Here is a 17,663-nt window from a genome sequence, read left to right on the forward strand (position 1 = left end):
CACGGCGCTCCGCGCCTTTGCCCACCCTACAAAGGAAGGGCTGCAATGCGCCCCGTTTTGAGCGGTTGAATTTCCCGCCGCCCTGTTCCATGAAGCTATTTAACCGATCGGTCCATCTCCAGGGAGAAACGAGAATGAAGCTTGTTCGTTATGGCGAAAAGGGTGCGGAAAAGCCCGGCCTGATCGACAAATCCGGCCAATTGCGCGACCTGTCTGCGCATGTGAAGGACCTGACCGGCGAGGCCTATTCGCCTGATAGCCTGAAGAAGCTGGCGGGCCTTGACCCGGCCTCCCTGCCCGCCGTCTCCGGCAAGCCGCGCTTCGGCGCGCCCGTGACCGGCATCTCGAAATTCGTCGCCATCGGCCTCAACTACAGCGACCACGCCAAGGAAACCGGCGCAGCGATCCCGACCGAGCCGATCATCTTCATGAAGGCCAACACCTCGCTGTCCGGCCCGAACGACGCGGTCGAGAAGCCGCGTGGCTCGACCAAGCTCGACTGGGAAGTCGAGATCGCCGCCATCATCGGCACCCGCGCGAAGTATGTCTCGGAAGCCGACGCGCTGAACTACGTCGCCGGCTATTGCGTCTGCAACGACGTCTCCGAGCGCGCCTTCCAGATCGAGCGCCTGGGTCAGTGGACCAAGGGCAAGTCGCACGACACATTCGGCCCAGTCGGCCCGTGGCTCGCCACCAAGGACGAGATCAAGGACGTGCAGAACCTGTCGATGTGGCTCGACGTCAACGGCCAGCGCCGCCAAACCGGCTCGACCCAGACCATGATCTTCTCCATGGCCAAGTGCGTCTCCTACGTCTCGCAGTTCATGACGCTGCTGCCGGGCGACATCATCACCACCGGTACCCCGCCCGGCGTCGGTCTCGGCATGAAGCCGCCGACCTTCCTCAATGTCGGCGATGTCGTTACGCTCGGCATCGAAGGCCTCGGCGAGCAGCGCCAGGAGATCGTGGCGGCGTAAGCCACGACCGGCGCACCACTCGTCGTCATGCCCGGGCTTGTCCCGGGCATCCACGTCTCACAGTCTTGCCGCGCGGCAGCGCGTGGGTGGCCGGGTCAAGCCCGGCCATGACGGAGGAGACGCCGTTCGCTCAAGACCGACCGCAGGGAATTGTCCCCATGAAACTCTCCTTCTCCGCCGCCTCGCCCTTCGCCCGCAAGGTGCGCATCGCCGCGATCGAGCTCGGGCTGATCGACAAGATCGAGCTGACGCCCGCGACCGTCGCGCCGGGCACGGCCAATGAGGATTATTCGCGCATCACGCCGCTGAAGAAGCTGCCGGTGCTCATCACCAATGACGGCGACGTCATCTTGGATTCCTACGTGATCGTCGAATATCTCAACGAGATGGCCGGCGGCAGCCTGATCCCCGATTACGGCCCGCGGCGCTGGAAGGCCAAGACCAATCACTCGCTGATCAACGGCATGCTCGATTCCATGCTGCTGTGCCGCTACGAGAAGATGGTGCGGCCGCAGGGCCTGCAGTGGCAGGCGTGGTCGGACGACCATTGGAACCGGGCCTGGACCGGCATGGCGCGGTTCGAGAACATGCCTGACGTTCTGAACGGTCCGTTCGACATCTCGCAGATCGGCCTCGTGTGCGTGCTCGGCTATGCCGACTTCCGCTTCGCCGATTGCGGCTGGCGCAAGGCCTATCCGAAACTCGACGCCTTCCACCAGAAGATGCTGGAGCGCCCCTCGGTCAAGATCTCGGTGCCTCCAGCCGCCTAAAGCGCGATGAACATCATCGCGCTTTAGAGTTGTTGTTTGAGCATGATCTTTTCGGAAAACCGCTGCACACTTTTCCGGATCATGCTGTAAAGCGGGAGTTCTCATGAGCCTGAAATACGCGGTCGGCGATCTCACCATCCATCGCGTCATCGAGCAGGAGACCTCGTTCGTCCCGGCGCTGGAAATGCTGCCGGGATTGACGGCCGAGGTGCTGGCCGAGAACCGGGCATGGATGCGGCAGGCCAAGGCACTGGACGAGCAGGACGTGCTTCTCCTGTGCTTCCAGTCCTATGTGGTGAAGACGCCGCATCACACCATCCTGATCGACAGCTGCATCGGCAACGACAAGCCGCGCCCGCAGCGGCCGAAATGGAACATGAAGACCGACGATACGTATTTGCGCGGACTCAATGCCGCCGGGTTCGCGGTCGACGACATCGATTTCGTGATGTGCACGCATCTGCATGTCGATCACGTCGGCTGGAACACGCGGCTCGAGAACGGCCGCTGGGTGCCGACCTTCCCGAAGGCGCGCTACGTCTTCGCCAAGCAGGAATTCGATCACTGGTCCGAGCAGAACGCGAAGGCGGAGATCCCGCCTTTCGCCGACAGCGTGTTGCCGGTGGTCGAGGCCAGGCGCCACGAGTTGGTCGGCAACGATCACCAGATCGGCGATCACGTCCGCATCCTGCCGACGCCGGGACATACGCCCGGCCATATCGCCATCGCGATGGGCCGCGGCAAGGACGATGCCGTGTTCTCCGGCGACCTCATGCATTCGCCGCTGCAAACGCTCTATCCGGAGCTGTCGATCAAGTTCGACGTCGACCCCGCCGCAGCGGCGAAAACGCGCCGCGGCTTTCTGGAGCGCTATTGCGACACCGACACGTTGTGCTGCACCGCGCATTTCCCCTCGCCCTCGGTCGGGAAGATCAGGCGCAAGGGCAGCGCGTTCGTGTGTGAGGCGGTTTGATGTAAGGCGGTTGCACCGCGAACTCCCATCCTCCCCTGGAGGGTCCGAGACGAGCGTAGCTCGCTCGTGGATCGGTTCGCATGCAGCGAAGCGAAATGTGAACCGAGGTGGGGTGGCGGCCTCTCCTCGCTGAACACTGCCCGAGTGGAGAGATCACCCCGCCCCGCTCGCGCTTCGCGCGATCGACCCTCCCCCTCCAGGGGAGGGTAAGGAGGAAATAATGACAACACTCCCCGACATCCCCCTCCCCGCCGGCATCCGCTCGCGTTATGTCGACGGCATCAACGGCTTGCGCATGCACGTGCTCGAAGCCGGCTTCGAAACCAAGGGGCGGCCCTGCATCCTCTTGCTGCACGGCTTTCCCGAGCTCGCCTTCTCCTGGCGCAAGGTGATGCCGGCGCTGGCCGCGGCCGGCTATCACGTGATCGCGCCGGACCAACGCGGCTATGGCCGCACCACGGGATGGACCGCCGATTACGACGGCGATCTCACGCCGTTCTCGCTCCTCAACCTCGTACGTGACGCGCTCGCCCTGGTGTCGGCGTTCGGCTACAGGCAGGTCGATCTCGCCGGACATGATTTCGGCAGCCCGGTCGCGGCGTGGAGCGCCCTAATCCGGCCCGACGTGTTTCGCTCGGTGACACTGATGAGCGCGCCGTTTGGCGGGGCGCCACCGATGCCCTTCAACACGGTCGACAGTCCGGCAAAGCCGCCGGCGGAAGATCCCGTGCATCGCGACCTCGCCGCGCTGCCGCGCCCGCGTAAACATTATCAATGGTATTACGCGACGCGGTCGGCCAACGCGGACATGCAGCACGCACCGCAGGGCGTGCACGATTTGCTGCGCGCCTACTACCACCACAAGAGTGCGGACTGGACCGACAACAAGCCATATCCGCTGCAGTCGTGGTCCGCGGGCGAACTCGCCAAGCTGCCGACCTACTACGTGATGGACGCCGGCGAGACGATGGCGGAGACGGTTGCGAAGGAGATGCCCTCGCCGGCCGCGATCGCCACCAACCAATGGCTGCCGGACAGCGACCTCGCCTATTACAGCGCCGAATACGGCCGCACCGGATTCCAGGGCGGCTTGCAATGGTACCGCTACGGCACGTCGGGCATGCTCAACAGCGATATGCAGCTGTTTGCGGGACGCAGCATCGACGTGCCCTCCTGCTTCATCTCGGGCAAACAGGATTGGGGCACCTATCAGCGCCCCGGCGTATTCGAAGCGATGCAGGGGCGCGGCTGCACGAAGATGCTCGGCTGCCATCTCGTCGACGGCGCCGGCCATTGGGTGCAGCAGGAACAGCCGGCCGAGGTGAGCCGCCTGCTGCTCGATTTTCTGGCGAAAGCCGGCGCGGCCTGATTTGACCCGGGAACCACGGCGCCCTATATATTTTAGAATAATTCTAAACTACTAGAACAGGGCCGCCGTGAAGAGTTTTGCCGATCTGACCGAGCGCGAAGTGCTTGCGGTCGCGATCTCCTCCGAGGAGGAGGACAGCCGCATTTACATGACCTTCGCCGAGGATCTGAGGGAGCGTTATCCGGATTCGGCCAAGATCTTCGAGCAGATGGCCGAGGAAGAGCGCGGGCATCGTCACATGCTGCTGGAGACGTACGAGCAGCGTTTCGGTCCGCACCTGCCTCCCATCCGCCGCGAGGACGTCAAGGGCTTCCTGCGTCGCCGCCCGGTCTGGCTCACCAAGAACCTGTCGCTCGACACCATCCGCAGGGAAGTCGAGACGATGGAAATGCAGGCCGAGCGCTTTTACGTGAAGGCCGCCGAACAGGCGCAGGATGTCGGCGTGCGCCGTTTGCTCGGTGATCTCGCCGAAGCCGAGAAGGGCCACGAAGAGATAGCCGCAAAGCTGGCAGACCAAATCCTCAGCCCCGATGTGCGCGCGGAGGAAGATCGGACCAACCGCCGCATGTTCGTGCTGCAATATGTGCAGCCGGGCCTCGCCGGCCTGATGGACGGATCGGTCTCGACGCTGGCGCCGCTGTTCGCCGCAGCTTTCGCCACCCACCAGAACTGGCAGACGTTTCTGGTCGGCCTCGCCGCCTCGATCGGCGCCGGCATCAGCATGGGCTTTGCGGAAGCGCTGTCCGACGACGGCTCGCTGACCGGGCGCGGCTCGCCATGGCTGCGCGGCATCACCTGCGGCGCGATGACGACGCTCGGCGGGCTCGGCCACACCCTGCCTTATCTCGTCCCAGACAGCTGGCCGAACGCATTCTGGATCGCGACGGGAGTAGCCGGCGTCGTCGTGTTCTTCGAATTGTGGGCAATCGCCTTCATCCGCGCACGCTACATGGACACTCCGTTCCTCCAGGCCGTGTTCCAGATCGTGCTCGGCGGCGCGATCGTGCTGGCGGTGGGGATCCTGATCGGGGCGGCATAGGGCCTCGGTGTCATGCCCCGCGAAGGCGGGGCATCCAGTACGCCGCAGCCTATCGATTCAATCACAACCGTCTCTGGAATACTGGATCGCCCGCCTTCGCGGGCGATGACACCGACTTTTTGGCCTGCACCGGGGGAGCCTCACCGGCATATCAATCGCGATCAAACGGCGGTTGCGGCTTTCGGCCAAACTGCGCATCATCCTTTCAGGGAAGCGCAGGAGCATGTCGTGGCGAAATCGGAATGGAGTTTCAAGAGCGCGGTCGAGCTGTCGGCCGCGTTGGCCGCAAAGAAGGTCTCCGCGGTCGAGCTCACGCAGGATGCGATCGACCGCATCGAACGTCACGACGGCAAGGTCAACGCGATCTGCGTCCGGGATTTCGACCGCGCACTGAGCGCTGCGCGTGACGCGGATGCAGCGTTGGCTCGCGGCGAAAGAAAGCCGCTGCTTGGCCTGCCCATGACGGTGAAGGAATCCTACAACATTGCCGGCCTGCCGACGACCTGGGGGATTCCTGCGCAAAAAGACTTCATTGCCAAGGAAGATTCGCTGCCGGTCACGCGGGTGAAGGACGCCGGCACCGTCATCGTCGGCAAGACCAACGTGCCGCTGGGGCTCGGCGACTGGCAGAGCTACAACGACATCTACGGCACCACCAACAACCCCTACGATCTCGGCCGCACGCCGGGCGGCTCGTCCGGCGGCTCCTCGGCTGCGCTCGCTGCGGGCTATGGCCCGCTGTCGATCGGCTCCGACATCGGCGGCTCGCTGCGCGTGCCGGCGTTCCATTGCGGCATCTATGCGCACAAGCCGACCTTCAATCTCGTCGCGATGCGCGGCCACACACCACCGCCGTTGCCGCCCTTGCCGTTCGAGCGTGACCTCTCGGTGATCGGCCCGATGGCGCGCAGCGCCGCCGACCTTTCGCTGGTGCTTGACGTGATGGCCGGGCCCGATCCGATCGACGCTGGCCTCGCCTACCGGCTCGAGCTGCCGGCGGCGCGCCACACGGCGTTCAGGGATTTCCGCGTGCTGGTGATCGACACCGATCCGGTGATGCCGACCGACACGGCGGTGCGCGGCACCATCAACCGGCTGGCCGACAATCTCGCCAAGGCTGGCGTCAAGATCGAGCGCGAGAGCCCGCTGCTGCCGGATTTCGCGGCCTCCTCGCGGCTCTATATGCGGATGCTGATGTCGTTCCTCGGCTCGACTTACGCGCCCGACATCTATGCCGGCGCCAAGGCAGCCGCGGCTGCGCTGCCTGAAGGCGACAACAGCCTCGCTGCCGAGCGGCTGCGCGGCATCGCGCTGCGCCACCGCGATTGGCAGGCGGCTAACGGCGGACGCACCCGCCTGCGCGCGCAATGGCGCGAGCTGTTCAAGACGTTCGACGCGGTGATCTGCCCCGTCATGCCCACGGCAGCCTATCCGCACGACCATTCGCCGGACCAGGAAACCCGCCGCATCAAGATCGACGGCAAGGAGCACGTCTATCCCGACCAGCTCGCCTGGCCCGGCATCGCGACGCTCCCTGGTCTGCCCTCCACTGCGATCCCGACGGGCTTTGCGGCTGATGGACTGCCCATCGGCGTGCAGATCGTCGGCCCGTGGCTGGAGGACCGCACGCCGCTCAAGCTCGCCGAACTAATCGAGCGCGAGTTCGGCGGGTTCGTGCCGCCGAAGATGTTTGATGATTAGTGCCGCCGCGTCATTGCGAACGAAGCGAAGCAATCCAGTCTGTCACCGCGGAGAGATTCTGGATTGCTTCGTCGCTTCGCTCCTCGCAATGACGGAGTAAAAAAAATATCGGGATTCCGGGGCCACGCTCGGCGCGCCCGGAATGACAGGGAGGACAATGCAATGAGCCAGGACCTCGACCAGCTCACCGCGCTCAACCGCGACTATGTCGCCTCCGTACAAAACTGCGACGTCAAGCGTTTCGACGAAATCCTGGCACCGGAGTTCTATTGCTCCAATCCAGACAAGACATTGGTCGATCGCGCAGCCTTCCTGGAGCAGACGGCACGGCCGATCGCGATCCGCAATCTGCATGCGCATGATGTCATCATCCGCATCATGGGCGATTTTGCCATCATCCACGCCGCAACCAGCTACACCACCGCCGACGGCCAGCAGGCGACGGGGCGGTACACCGATTGCTGGACGAAGAAGAACGGGAAGTGGCTCGCGGTATCAGCGCACGTGTCGCGGTGAGTTGAGGTCAGCCATCCTCACACTCCGCTGTCATGCCCCGGCCTTGACCGGGGCATCCAGTACGCCGCGGCCTCTCGATTCAATCACAACCGGTCTCTGGAATACTGGATCGCCCGGTCCCGTCTCAGCCAAGGGGCTTCGCCGGGCCAAGAACTCACTCGGCCGCCGAAGCCTTAGCGAAGGCGGCAAGCCGGGCGATGACACCGAGGGTGACGTCAAAAATCCTTCAGCAGACGCTCGAGGTAGTCGAGCTCGATCTGCGGACGCGCGGGATCGCTCAGGCGGCGGCGGAGCTCTTCGAGGATGCGGCGCGCGCGCTGGGCATCGATCTCGCCGGGAATCTTGACCGTGTAGTCGTCGCTATATTCCTTGCCGCGCAGCGGCCGGCCCAGCGGGTCGGTCCGTTCGCCGCCGCTCTGCTGACGGCCCACCGCCTGACCGGGGCCGTCACCGTCGCCCGGATCCTGGCCTTCGCCGTTCTGCTGTCCGCCGAGCGCGTCGGCGAGATCCTGCATGCCCTTGCGCAGGGCGTCGATGGCCTTGCCCTGCGATGCCGTCGCACCGTCGGCATCGCCTTCGCCGATCTGATTGCCGGCATCTCCCATGGCGTTCTCGGCGGCGTCGAAGCCGTCATCGCCATCCTGGTCGCCGTCCTGACCCTGACCTTGGCCCTGCTGACCTTGCTGGCCCTGCTGCCCCGGCTGCTTCTGCCCGCGCTGGCCCTTCTGGCCATCCTGCTGCAAGCCCATCTCGGCGAGCTTCTTCTTGAGGGCCTCCAGCCGCTTCTTCAGTTGCTCCTGCCGGCCCTGCGTATCCTGCGACCCTTCGCGCGAGGCGGAGGGATCGTTCGGATCGGGGTAGAGATATTTCTCCATGTCCCTGATAGCCCGGGACTGCTGGCCGATGCTCTCGTCCGAATTCTTGTCCTTCAGGCTGTCGGCGGATTGCTTCATCGACCGCTCGGCGCTGTCGAGCAGTGCATCCAGACTCTTCTGGTCGGCGCGCGACGACTGGGCGAGACCAATCGAAGCCGTGGAACAGGACAGCATAAGCACGAGACAAGCCGTGGCGAGCCTTCCGCGCGCGACCTTGCCGTTCTGCCAGAATGAGGTGTGTTTCATGAGCTATCTCGCTCCCTGGGATTCACGCCAGGTCCTGAGCTCTTCGCGCAAGGCGTCCTGCTGCCTTGCCAGGTCCTCCAGCTGACCGCTGGTCGCGCCGCGCGTCTTCTGCCGCAGCTCTCTCGATTTGCGCAGGATCTCCGCGACCTTGGGCGGCAGAGGCTTGGTACGTTGGCCGCGCTTGGAGTCCTTGCTCTGCCGGTCGGTTTCGTCGCGAAGCGCATTCTGCTCCCGGAGCAGATCGTTCAGCTCGCGCGCAATCTCGTCCATCTCCTTTTGCTCGGCGCTGGGCGGCCCCGGAGGATTTTCCAGCGCACGGGCCAGGCGGTCCAGCTCGCGCGCCGCCGCTTCGCGGTTGCCGCGCTGGATCAGCCGCTCGATGCGCTTCATCTGGTCGTCGAGGCCGATGGCCGGCCGCGCCAGCGGATTGCTGCGCATCTGCTGCGCGTACTGGCGCATGTAATTGTCGAGCGCGGTCCGCAGATTGTCCATGAGCTTCTTGAGCTCTTCGTCGCTGGCGCCGCGCTGAAGCGCCTGCTTGAGCGCGTCCTGCGCCGCGCGCAACGCCTTGGCAACGTCGCTGATGTTGCCGTCCTCGATCGTCACCGCAAGCGCCCACAGGCTCGCCACGACCTCTCGCAGCGAGTCGTCGGTGCGCGCCGCCTCGAGCTGGCGTGCGACACTGTGCAGGCCGAGATACTGCCCGGCCTCCGGCGTGAACATCTCGGGCGCGATCATCAGCGCGTCGAGCGCGGTGTAGACGTCGGAATTCTTGTTGGCGTCGAGCGCGAGGATGCGCCGTTGCTCGATCAGCGCGCGGGCGAGCGGCTTGGTGAACAGCCGGCCCGGCAAGCGCATGTTGAAGGGCTCGCTCTTCGCCTCGTTGCCGGCCTCGTCCTTGGCGGTGAGCGTCAGCGTCACGTCCGCACCGGAATAAGGATCCTCGCTGAGGTCCTTCACGGTCTGCCCGACGCCGTTGCGGGTCCGCGCATTGGGCAGGGTCAGCGCGAATTGCGGCGGCTGGAACAGCGGCCGCGCGGCCTTGCCGTCCGCGCCCTTGGTTCCGTCCTTGTCTTCGGTTGCGCGCGGAACGAATTGCGCCGCGGCGCCCGTGACGCCGTAATCGTCCTCGATCTTGTAGGAGAGCTGCAACGCGCCGTAGGCCTGACGCTCGGGATGCTTGGCAAGCGCGATCGTCGGCGGGCGGTCCGGCGTCGCCGCGAAGGCCCATTGCGGCTGGCCGGAAGGCGCGCGGACATGCGCGGTGCCGTCGCCGGTGATGGTAAAATGCTTCTCGTTGGTGCCCTTCGGCGCGGCCTCGGTGGGCGCGACCTCCTTGAGGCCACCGGAGGTGGCGACATCGAGGCTGCTGCCAGAGGAGCGTACGATGAGGGTCGAGCCGGCCGGAACTGCGAGCGGGCCGCTGGCAGGCAGCGCTGCGGCTTCCTTGTTGGCGGCCGACAGGATGACCGGCGGCTTGCCGGTGTAGAGCGGCGGGGTGATCCAGGCATCGACGCGGACATTGGTCGGCGCCAGCACGCCGTTCCAGTCGAACGCGGCACCTAACCGCATCGCGCGCTCGTCGCCGGCGGCGAAGAAGGTCGCGACCAGCATCACCATGACCAGCGCGCGCAGCGCCCAGGGATCGTGCAGGGCGAGGCGCGGATGCGGCAAGCCGGCACGGATGCGCTTGAGCGAAGCCAGCGTGCGCTCGCGCTGCGCCTGCCACAACGCCAGCGCGACCGGGTCCTTCGAGCTCAGCGTGTCCGTCAGCGTCGTCGCCGGGCGGTGACGGATACCGGAGCCACGGTCGAGCCGGCTCAGAGCCTCGTCGCGGCCCGGCCAGCGGAAGCGAATCAGCGGGACCAGAGCAGCGATTGCGATGCCGGCAAAAGCCACGAGACCGATGGCACGGATGACGGACGGCAGCACCAGCCAGAGGCCGGCCCACGACACCACCAGGAACAGGCCGACGACAGTCAGCACCCGCGCCAGATGTGGCCAGGCACGTTCCCACGCGATGGCATAAATGGCCCGATCAAGGGCCTGCGCCAGCTTCAGCCGCGACAGAGCGTCGCCATCGCGGATCGGGTCTGACGGGTCGGGGGTGACGCCGTTCAATCAACTCTCCAGGTTGCCCGGTAGAGAAGCGTATCACAACGGCAGCACTGAGGCATCCGTTCCGGTACGGGAGAGACCCCTTTTCCCGCATAACACGAGGACGTGACTGGCCGGGCGCAACCCCGTAATTTCCGCGCGCCATTCCCGAGGAAAACGCAAGGGACATAGAGGAAACGCCATGGACAAGAAGATGCACGACAAGGGCCTGGAAGTCCGCAAAGCGGTGCTGGGCGAGGCCTATGTCAACAATGCCCTGAAGAACGTCGACGATTTCAACCGTCCGTTCCAGGAGATGCTCAACGAATATTGCTGGGGCACCGTGTGGGGCCGCGAGGAACTGCCGCGCAAGACCCGCAGCATGCTCAACATCGCCATGATCGCGATCCTCAACCGTCAGCACGAGTTTCGCGCGCATCTGAAGGGCGCGCTGACCAATGGCGTGACCCGCGACGAGATCCGCGAGATCCTGATGCAGGTCGCGATCTATGGCGGCATGCCCGCCGCAGTCGACAGCTTTCGCATCGCGCGCGAGGTGTTCGCGGAGATCGACGGCAAGGCGTGAGGAAAGGCTTGAGGCCAACCTCTCTCCGACGTCGTCCCGGGGCGGGCGAAGCGCGAGCCCGGGACCCATAACCACGGGCAGATGTGGTTAGCGGGACTCGGAGTGACCGCTTTCGCGCAACAACTCCTCCCTGCGGATATGGGTCCCGGGCTCATCGCTTCGCGATGCCCCGGGACGACGAGCGGAAAATGTGACTCCGCTCTCATGCACAACAACAAGCAAAGGAAACACCATGCACATCGGATTCATCGGCCTCGGAAACATGGGTTTCCCGATGGCGCGGCGGCTGGTCGACGCCGGGCACAAGCTCGTCGTGTTCGACACCCGCAAGGAGGCCGTCGACAAGCTCGTGGCGCGCGGTGCCACCGCTGCAACCTCGCCGAAGGACGTCGCCGACCAGGTCGAGACGGTCATGGCGAGCCTGCCCTCGCTGCAAGCGTCGCTCGAGGTCGCGACGGGTGCGAACGGCGTGATCGAAGGTAGCCGCGCCAAGCGTTTCATCGATCTCTCCACCGTCGGCTCGACGATGGCGGCGAAGATCCACGGCCTGCTGGCGAAACGCGACATCGTGCAGATCGACTGCCCCGTCTCCGGCGGCGTCGGCGGCGCCGAGAAGGGCACCCTGGCGGTGATGGTCTCAGGGCCCAAAGCCGAGTTCGAGCTGCTCAAGCCCGCTCTCGACGTGGTCGGAAAAGTGTTCTTCATCGGCGAGAAGCCGGGCGCGGCGCAGACCATGAAGCTCGCCAACAATTTCCTGTCGGCGACCGCGATCGTGGCGACCTCGGAAGCGGTGGTGATGGGCGTCAAGGCGGGGCTCGATCCCGCCGTGATGATCGACGTCATCAATGCCGGCTCCGGCATGAACACCGCGAGCCGCGACAAGTTTCCGCGCTCGGTGCTGCCGCGGACGTTCGACTTCGGCTTTGCCACGGGGCTGATGGTGAAGGACGTGCGGCTGGCGCTGGAGGAAATGAAGCAGCTCGGCCTTTCGATGGAGGTCGCCGATGCCGTCGGCCGGCTGTGGGAGACCGTGATCAGCGCGGAAGGCGCCGAGTCCGACTTCACCGCGGCGATCAAGCCGATCGAGAAGAAGGCGGGAGTTGTGGTCGGTGGAGCGAAGGGTGGATTGGCAGGGAAGTAGCGCCACACACTCAGCTCGTCGTCCCGGGGCGCGCGAAGCGCGAGCCCGGGACCCATAACCACAGGGAAACGTGTGGCGAAGACTCGGAGTTACCAGCTTCGCGTACAACCACTCCCTGAGGTTATGGATCCCCGCCTACGCGGGGACGACACCGCAGTTGTTCAGCCGGCTTCGCCAACTCACAACCACGGCGCCGGCGTATCCATCGCGATCAGCTGCTCCACCTCGATGCGCGGGCGCACCACGGCGTATTGATCGCCCTTCACCAGCACCTCGGGCACCAGCGGCCGCGTGTTGTAGGTGCCGGCCTGCACCGCGCCATAGGCGCCGGCGGTCATGATGGCAATGAGATCGCCAGGCTTCGGCGTCGGCAGCGTGCGATCCAATGCGAGATAGTCGCCGGTCTCGCAGACCGGGCCGACGACGTCGGCCATGATCGTGGCGGCGCCCGCGGCCGGCCGCGTCACCGGCAGAATGTCGTGATGCGCCTCGTACAGCGTCGGGCGGATCAAATCGTTCATGGCGGCGTCGATGATGACGAAATTCTTGCCGTCGCCGTGCTTCACGTAGATCACCCTGGCGACCAGGATGCCGGCATTGCCGACGATCATGCGGCCGGGCTCGAACATCAGCGTGCAGCCGAGATTGTGGCTGACGCGCTTGACCATGGCGGCATAGGCGTCGGGCGCGGGCGGCGCCTCGCGATCCATGTAATAGGGAATGCCGAGGCCGCCGCCGAAATCGACGTGGCTGATGTTGTGGCCGTCGGCGCGCAACGTCTGCACGAATTCGGAGAGGATGCGGAACGCGGTCTCCATCTTGGAGAGATCGGTAATCTGGCTGCCGATATGCACGTCGGTGCCTGTGACCTCGATGCCCGGAAGCTTTGCGGCGCGCGCATAGACCTCGCGGGCATAGGCGATCGGAATGCCGAACTTGTTCTCGGACTTGCCGGTCGAGATCTTGGCGTGCGTGCCGGCATCGACATCGGGATTGACGCGCACGGAGATGCGCGCGGTCTTCCCCATCTCGGTCGCAAGCCGCGACAACAGCTCGAGCTCGGGCTCGGATTCGACGTTGAGGCAGAGGATGTCGGCGGCCAGCGCGGCGCGCAGCTCGTCTTCCGTCTTGCCGACGCCGGAGAACAGGATCTTGTTTGGCGGAATGCCGGCGGCCAGCGCGCGCTTCAACTCGCCGCCCGAGACCACGTCGGCGCCCGCGCCGAGCTTGGCCAGCGTGCGCAGCACCGACTGGTTGGAGTTCGCCTTCATGGCGTAGCAGACCAGCACCTTCTCGCCGGCGAAGGCGTCGACGAAGACGCGATAGTGCCGCTCCAGCGTCGCGGTCGAATAGCAGTAGAACGGCGTGCCGATTGTTGCGGCCAGCTCGGACAGGTTCACCGCCTCGGCGTGCAGCACGCCGTTGCGGTAGTCGAAATGGTTCATGGCGCTAGCTCAGTTGCCCCAGCCTATCGGCTGGGTCTTTCGTCCAGGAGCGGGTCGAGGATAAACGATTTCTTCTTGCCCTTGGCGGCGGCAGGCGCCGCGTCCGCACCGTAGGTGGGATTGAACACGCTCGGCGTCCTCTGGGCTTCGGCCTCGGTGTCGGTTGGACCTGCGACATTGGCCGTGGATGCACTGGAGGCGGTCGGCGGCAGATCCAGCGGGCCCTTGCGGCCGCAGCCGGCAAGCGCGAGCGCCGTCAGGCTCAAGACAATGATGGCCCACCCCGAGCCGGCCGGGCGAAACTTTGACGTCACGACGAAATCCCCACTACGCGGGCCGCACCATACAGAGATTGGCGCGCTCTGGCGAGAGCCGGATGACCATGAAACATAAGCGAAATTTTGCCCTCAGCCCAATTTTCGCTCTTTTTCCAGCCGCTTCGCCCAGGCCTTGGCCTGCGACGCCACGTTCTTCGGCGCGGTGCCGCCGAAGCTGGTCCGGCTCTTCACCGACGATTCGACCGAGAGCACGCCGAGCACCTCCTTGGTGATCTTGGGCTCGATCGCCTGCATCTCCTTCAGCGGCAGCTCGTGCAGCGCCACGCCGCCCTCGGCGGCCTTCGCCACGATGCGGCCGGTAACGTGGTGGGCGTCGCGGAACGGCATCTTTAGCGTCCGCACCAGCCAGTCGGCAAGGTCGGTCGCGGTGGCATAGCCCTCGCCCGCCGCCGCCTTCATGTTCGCTTCGTCGGGCACGAGATCGCGGACCATGCCGGTCATGGCCCGGATCGCGAGCGACAGGGCAGCAAAGCCCTCCATCGCGCCCTGCTTGTCCTCCTGCATGTCCTTTTGATAGGCGAGCGGCAGGCCCTTCATCACGATCAGGAGGCCATTGAGCGCGCCGATGACGCGGCCGGTCTTGGCGCGCACGAGTTCGGCGGCATCCGGGTTGCGCTTCTGCGGCATGATCGAGGATCCCGTGGTGAACTTGTCGCTGAGGCGGATGAGACCGACCAGCGGCGAGGTCCAGATCACGATCTCCTCGGCAAAGCGCGACATGTGCACGGCGCAGATCGAGGCCGCCGACAGCGTCTCCAACACGAAGTCGCGATCGGAGACCGCATCGAGCGAGTTCGCCATCGGGCGGTCGAAACCGAGCGCCTTCGCGGTGGCGTGACGATCGATCGGGAACGAGGTGCCGGCGAGCGCGGCGGCGCCGAGCGGCGATTCATTGAGCCGCTTGCGGGCGTCCTGGAAACGGCCGCGGTCGCGCGCCGCCATCTCGACATAGGCGAGCAGATGATGGCCGAAGGTCACGGGCTGCGCGGTCTGCAGATGCGTGAAGCCGGGCATGACGGTCGCGGCATGTTCGAGCGCGCGATTGACGAGCGCGGCCTGGAATGCGGCGAGCGCGGCATCAGTCTCGTCGAGAACGTCGCGGACATAGAGACGGAAATCGGTCGCAACCTGGTCGTTGCGCGAGCGCGCGGTGTGCAGCCGGCCGGCGGCGGGGCCGATCAGCTCGGACAGGCGGCTCTCGACGTTCATATGGATATCTTCGAGCGCGCGCTTGAACGTGAAGCCGCCCTTGCCGATCTCTGACAAAATCGTGTCTAGACCCTTGCCGATATTTTTCGCATCAGAGCCCGTGATGATGCCCTGCGCGGCAAGCATCGCGGCGTGCGCCTTGGATGCGGCAATGTCCTGGGCGAAGAGGTGACGATCGACGTCGATGGAGACGTTGATCTCTTCCATGATCTCATCGGGACGTTCCGAGAACCGGCCGCCCCACATCTTGTTGCTCATGATCGCCTGCTCACGCCTTGCTTGCCGCTGCTGCCGCACGTTTGCTGGCCGGAGCCAGCCGTATTAAGAGGCCCCTGATAGCCATATCTGCGACCGGATGACAAACGATATGCTCGACAAGACGCCCTCCGCCACGCGCCGCATCCCCCTCATCATCGCCACCGTGGCGATCGGAGGGCTGGCCGGCTTCGCCGCGCTGTACGGGCTGGGCCTGAACCGGGCGCCCTCAGGCGATCCGGCCTGCCGGGCCGCGGTGGCAACGGCGCAAAAAATCGCCCCCCTCGCCCATGGCGAATTGGCCGCCCTGACCATGGCGAGCGCGCCGCTAAAGCTGCCCGACCTGGTCTTCGAGGACGCCGACGGCAAGCCGAAGAAGCTGTCCGATTTCCGCGGCAAGACGCTGCTGGTCAACCTGTGGGCCACCTGGTGCGTGCCCTGCCGCAAGGAAATGCCGGCGCTGGACGAGCTCCAGGGCAAGCTTTCGGGCCCGAATTTCGAGGTGGTGGCGATCAACATCGACACCCGCGACGCCGAGAAGCCCAAGACGTTCCTGAAAGAGGCCAATCTGACCCGGCTCGGCTATTTCAACGATCAGAAAGCCAAGGTTTTCCAGGATCTTAAGGCGATAGGCCGGGCCCTGGGCATGCCGACCTCGGTGCTGGTCGACCCACAGGGCTGCGAGATCGCGACGATCGCGGGGCCGGCGGAATGGGCGAGCGAGGACGCGCTCAAGCTGATCCGGGCTGCGACAGGCAAGGCCGCCGCGTCGCTGTAGGCGGAGTGTCTTAAGCGGTGACGTTGAGGTTGCCGCCGACGCCGGCGCCGACATTGGCGAGCGAGGGCTGACCGGCGCCAAGCAGCGTCAGGACGGTGGACTTCTCCGCGTCCGCGTTCTGCTTCATCAGCGTCGCCGTGATATTCGACTGCAGCGCGCCTTGCTGAGCGGCCAGCATGGTGCTGACCATCGCCATCATGTCCATTACGCAAACCCTCGTACTGGGCGCAGCCTAGGGGCGAGCGGTTAACGCGACATGAATTGTCACGGTGCGGATGCGCGGCCTGAGGGCGAAAGCGCCGTAGGGTGGGCAAAGCGAAGCGTGCCCACCAATCTCCACCGCATAATTGGAGAGATGGTGGGCACGGCGCTTTGCGCCTTTGCCCACCCTACGGCACCGGAAATTGGATCAGCGCGTCGGAACCGGCTTGGCGCCGCGGTAGTCGTAGAAGCCGCGCTGGGTCTTGCGGCCGAGCCAGCCGGCCTCGACGTATTTCACCAGCAGCGGGCACGGGCGATACTTGGAGTCGGCGAGGCCCTCGTGCAGCACCTGCATGATCGACAGGCAGGTGTCGAGGCCGATGAAATCGGCGAGCTCGAGCGGGCCCATCGGATGATGCGCGCCAAGCTTCATCGCCGCGTCGATGGCCTCGACATTGCCGACGCCTTCATACAGCGTGTAGATCGCCTCGTTGATCATCGGCAGCAGGATGCGATTGACGATGAACGCCGGGAAATCCTCGGAGACCGCGACCTGCTTGCCGAGCTTGCCGACGAATTCCTTGGACGCCTCGAAGGTCTGGTCGTCGGTGGCGATGCCGCGGATCAGCTCGACCAGCTCCATCAGCGGCACCGGATTCATGAAGTGAATGCCGATGAAGCGCTCGGGCCGGTCGGTGGCGGCGGCAAGCCGCGTGATCGAGATCGAGGAGGTATCGGAGGCGACGATCGCCTCCGGCTTCAGCACCGCGCAGAGCTCATGGAAGATCTTGCGCTTGACCTCTTCCTTCTCGACCGCGGTCTCGATCACGAGGTCGCAATCGGCGAGGTCGTCGAGCTTCTCGGCGAGCTTGATGCGCGCCATCGCCTTGGTTTTGTCGTCCTCGCTGACGGCCTTCTTGGAGACCTGGCGGGCCAGATTACCGTTGATGGTGGCCATGCCCGACTTGAGCCGGTCGGCCGAGACGTCGTTGAGCACCACGTCGAAACCGGCCAGCGCCGCGACATGCGCGATGCCATTGCCCATCTGACCCGCGCCGATCACGCCGACCTTCTTGATCACTGCCGCCATAATGTCATCCACCGGAACGGCGCGCAGATCGCGCCTGCCTCATCCCCCGAGCCGGGA

17 protein-coding genes are annotated in these 17,663 nt (G+C 65.2%); 10 read left to right on the forward strand and 7 right to left on the reverse strand.

Translation table 11 applies throughout. The features are described 5' to 3' along the window. Nucleotides 1–134 precede the first annotated feature (134 nt). The 7 genes from ACKWRH_RS42240 to ACKWRH_RS42270 all read left to right on the forward strand — a co-directional run bounded on the left by ACKWRH_RS42240 (nt 135) and on the right by ACKWRH_RS42270 (nt 7,345). Nucleotides 135–977 carry a fumarylacetoacetate hydrolase family protein gene (locus ACKWRH_RS42240; RefSeq protein WP_445218360.1) on the forward strand — a complete coding sequence of 281 codons (843 nt, stop codon included), beginning with the start codon at nt 135–137 and terminating at the stop codon, nt 975–977. Between the two features lie 158 nt (nt 978–1,135). Then, nucleotides 1,136–1,747, forward strand: a complete 612-nt coding sequence (locus ACKWRH_RS42245; RefSeq protein WP_135175567.1) for a glutathione S-transferase family protein — start codon at nt 1,136–1,138, stop codon at nt 1,745–1,747. 103 nt (nt 1,748–1,850) lie between these two features. After that, nucleotides 1,851–2,720, forward strand: coding sequence for an MBL fold metallo-hydrolase (locus ACKWRH_RS42250; RefSeq protein WP_445218361.1), 870 nt, complete (start codon nt 1,851–1,853; stop codon nt 2,718–2,720). A gap of 220 nt (nt 2,721–2,940) precedes the next feature. Beyond that, the gene (locus tag ACKWRH_RS42255) at nt 2,941–4,089 is read left to right on the forward strand and encodes an alpha/beta fold hydrolase (protein ID WP_445218362.1); all 1,149 of its coding nucleotides are present in this window, start codon (nt 2,941–2,943) and stop codon (nt 4,087–4,089) included. A 67-nt stretch (nt 4,090–4,156) separates the two neighbouring features. After that, the gene (mbfA, locus tag ACKWRH_RS42260; protein WP_445218363.1) at nt 4,157–5,128 is read left to right on the forward strand and encodes an iron exporter MbfA; all 972 of its coding nucleotides are present in this window, start codon (nt 4,157–4,159) and stop codon (nt 5,126–5,128) included. 228 nt (nt 5,129–5,356) lie between these two features. After that, nucleotides 5,357–6,829 carry an amidase gene (locus ACKWRH_RS42265; RefSeq protein WP_445218364.1) on the forward strand — a complete coding sequence of 491 codons (1,473 nt, stop codon included), beginning with the start codon at nt 5,357–5,359 and terminating at the stop codon, nt 6,827–6,829. Between the two features lie 162 nt (nt 6,830–6,991). Further along, nucleotides 6,992–7,345, forward strand: coding sequence for a nuclear transport factor 2 family protein (locus tag ACKWRH_RS42270; protein WP_445218365.1), 354 nt, complete (start codon nt 6,992–6,994; stop codon nt 7,343–7,345). Between the two features lie 215 nt (nt 7,346–7,560). On the opposite strand, the gene ACKWRH_RS42275 is transcribed toward ACKWRH_RS42270, so the two are convergent. Next, a complete protein-coding gene (locus ACKWRH_RS42275) occupies nt 7,561–8,466 on the reverse strand; it encodes a DUF4175 family protein (protein ID WP_445218366.1) in 906 nt (301 codons plus the stop codon). A 3-nt stretch (nt 8,467–8,469) separates the two neighbouring features. Next, entirely contained in the window at nt 8,470–10,587 is a 2,118-nt protein-coding gene (locus ACKWRH_RS42280) for a TIGR02302 family protein (protein WP_445218367.1), read from the reverse strand. Nucleotides 10,588–10,765: 178 nt separating this feature from the next. On the opposite strand from ACKWRH_RS42280, the gene ACKWRH_RS42285 reads away from it, so the two are divergent. After that, entirely contained in the window at nt 10,766–11,149 is a 384-nt protein-coding gene (locus ACKWRH_RS42285) for a carboxymuconolactone decarboxylase family protein (protein WP_008567285.1), read from the forward strand. 232 nt (nt 11,150–11,381) lie between these two features. Beyond that, complete coding sequence (locus tag ACKWRH_RS42290) at nt 11,382–12,290, forward strand: NAD(P)-dependent oxidoreductase (protein WP_445218368.1); 909 nt, start codon at nt 11,382–11,384, stop codon at nt 12,288–12,290. 179 nt (nt 12,291–12,469) lie between these two features. Here the strand turns inward: ACKWRH_RS42290 and lysA are convergent, their stop codons facing one another. The 3 genes from lysA to argH all read right to left on the reverse strand — a co-directional run bounded on the left by lysA (nt 12,470) and on the right by argH (nt 15,540). Further along, the gene (lysA, locus tag ACKWRH_RS42295) at nt 12,470–13,735 is read right to left on the reverse strand and encodes a diaminopimelate decarboxylase (protein WP_445218369.1); all 1,266 of its coding nucleotides are present in this window, start codon (nt 13,733–13,735) and stop codon (nt 12,470–12,472) included. A gap of 23 nt (nt 13,736–13,758) precedes the next feature. Then, on the reverse strand, nt 13,759–14,049 hold the full coding sequence (lptM, locus tag ACKWRH_RS42300; protein ID WP_445218370.1) for an LPS translocon maturation chaperone LptM: 291 nt from the start codon (nt 14,047–14,049) through the stop codon (nt 13,759–13,761). A 93-nt stretch (nt 14,050–14,142) separates the two neighbouring features. After that, on the reverse strand, nt 14,143–15,540 hold the full coding sequence (gene argH / locus ACKWRH_RS42305) for an argininosuccinate lyase (RefSeq protein WP_445218371.1): 1,398 nt from the start codon (nt 15,538–15,540) through the stop codon (nt 14,143–14,145). A 109-nt stretch (nt 15,541–15,649) separates the two neighbouring features. Between argH and tlpA the strand changes: the two genes are divergently transcribed. After that, nucleotides 15,650–16,315 (forward strand): thiol:disulfide interchange protein TlpA, encoded by a 666-nt coding sequence (tlpA, locus tag ACKWRH_RS42310; protein WP_445218372.1) that lies wholly within the window; start codon nt 15,650–15,652, stop codon nt 16,313–16,315. Between the two features lie 10 nt (nt 16,316–16,325). Here tlpA and ACKWRH_RS42315 read toward each other — a convergent pair whose 3' ends face one another. Together ACKWRH_RS42315 and ACKWRH_RS42320 are read right to left on the reverse strand one after the other, a co-directional pair. Beyond that, nucleotides 16,326–16,520, reverse strand: a complete 195-nt coding sequence (locus ACKWRH_RS42315; protein WP_014491648.1) for a hypothetical protein — start codon at nt 16,518–16,520, stop codon at nt 16,326–16,328. A gap of 204 nt (nt 16,521–16,724) precedes the next feature. Beyond that, complete coding sequence (locus ACKWRH_RS42320) at nt 16,725–17,606, reverse strand: 3-hydroxybutyryl-CoA dehydrogenase (RefSeq protein ID WP_014491647.1); 882 nt, start codon at nt 17,604–17,606, stop codon at nt 16,725–16,727. Nucleotides 17,607–17,663 lie beyond the last annotated feature (57 nt).

This window comes from Bradyrhizobium sp. Pa8, from assembly GCF_052588265.1.

Coding starts and splice junctions, on each gene's coding strand:
- ACKWRH_RS42290 (WP_445218368.1), top strand. CDS start 11,382: ATGCACATCGGATTCATCGGCCTCGGAAACATGGGTTTCCCGATGGCG.
- ACKWRH_RS42270 (WP_445218365.1), top strand. CDS start 6,992: ATGAGCCAGGACCTCGACCAGCTCACCGCGCTCAACCGCGACTATGTC.
- argH (WP_445218371.1), bottom strand. CDS start 15,540: ATGAGCAACAAGATGTGGGGCGGCCGGTTCTCGGAACGTCCCGATGAG.
- lysA (WP_445218369.1), bottom strand. CDS start 13,735: ATGAACCATTTCGACTACCGCAACGGCGTGCTGCACGCCGAGGCGGTG.
- ACKWRH_RS42245 (WP_135175567.1), top strand. CDS start 1,136: ATGAAACTCTCCTTCTCCGCCGCCTCGCCCTTCGCCCGCAAGGTGCGC.
- ACKWRH_RS42320 (WP_014491647.1), bottom strand. CDS start 17,606: ATGGCGGCAGTGATCAAGAAGGTCGGCGTGATCGGCGCGGGTCAGATG.
- ACKWRH_RS42250 (WP_445218361.1), top strand. CDS start 1,851: ATGAGCCTGAAATACGCGGTCGGCGATCTCACCATCCATCGCGTCATC.
- ACKWRH_RS42275 (WP_445218366.1), bottom strand. CDS start 8,466: ATGAAACACACCTCATTCTGGCAGAACGGCAAGGTCGCGCGCGGAAGG.
- ACKWRH_RS42315 (WP_014491648.1), bottom strand. CDS start 16,520: ATGGACATGATGGCGATGGTCAGCACCATGCTGGCCGCTCAGCAAGGC.
- ACKWRH_RS42255 (WP_445218362.1), top strand. CDS start 2,941: ATGACAACACTCCCCGACATCCCCCTCCCCGCCGGCATCCGCTCGCGT.
- tlpA (WP_445218372.1), top strand. CDS start 15,650: ATGCTCGACAAGACGCCCTCCGCCACGCGCCGCATCCCCCTCATCATC.
- ACKWRH_RS42285 (WP_008567285.1), top strand. CDS start 10,766: ATGGACAAGAAGATGCACGACAAGGGCCTGGAAGTCCGCAAAGCGGTG.
- ACKWRH_RS42240 (WP_445218360.1), top strand. CDS start 135: ATGAAGCTTGTTCGTTATGGCGAAAAGGGTGCGGAAAAGCCCGGCCTG.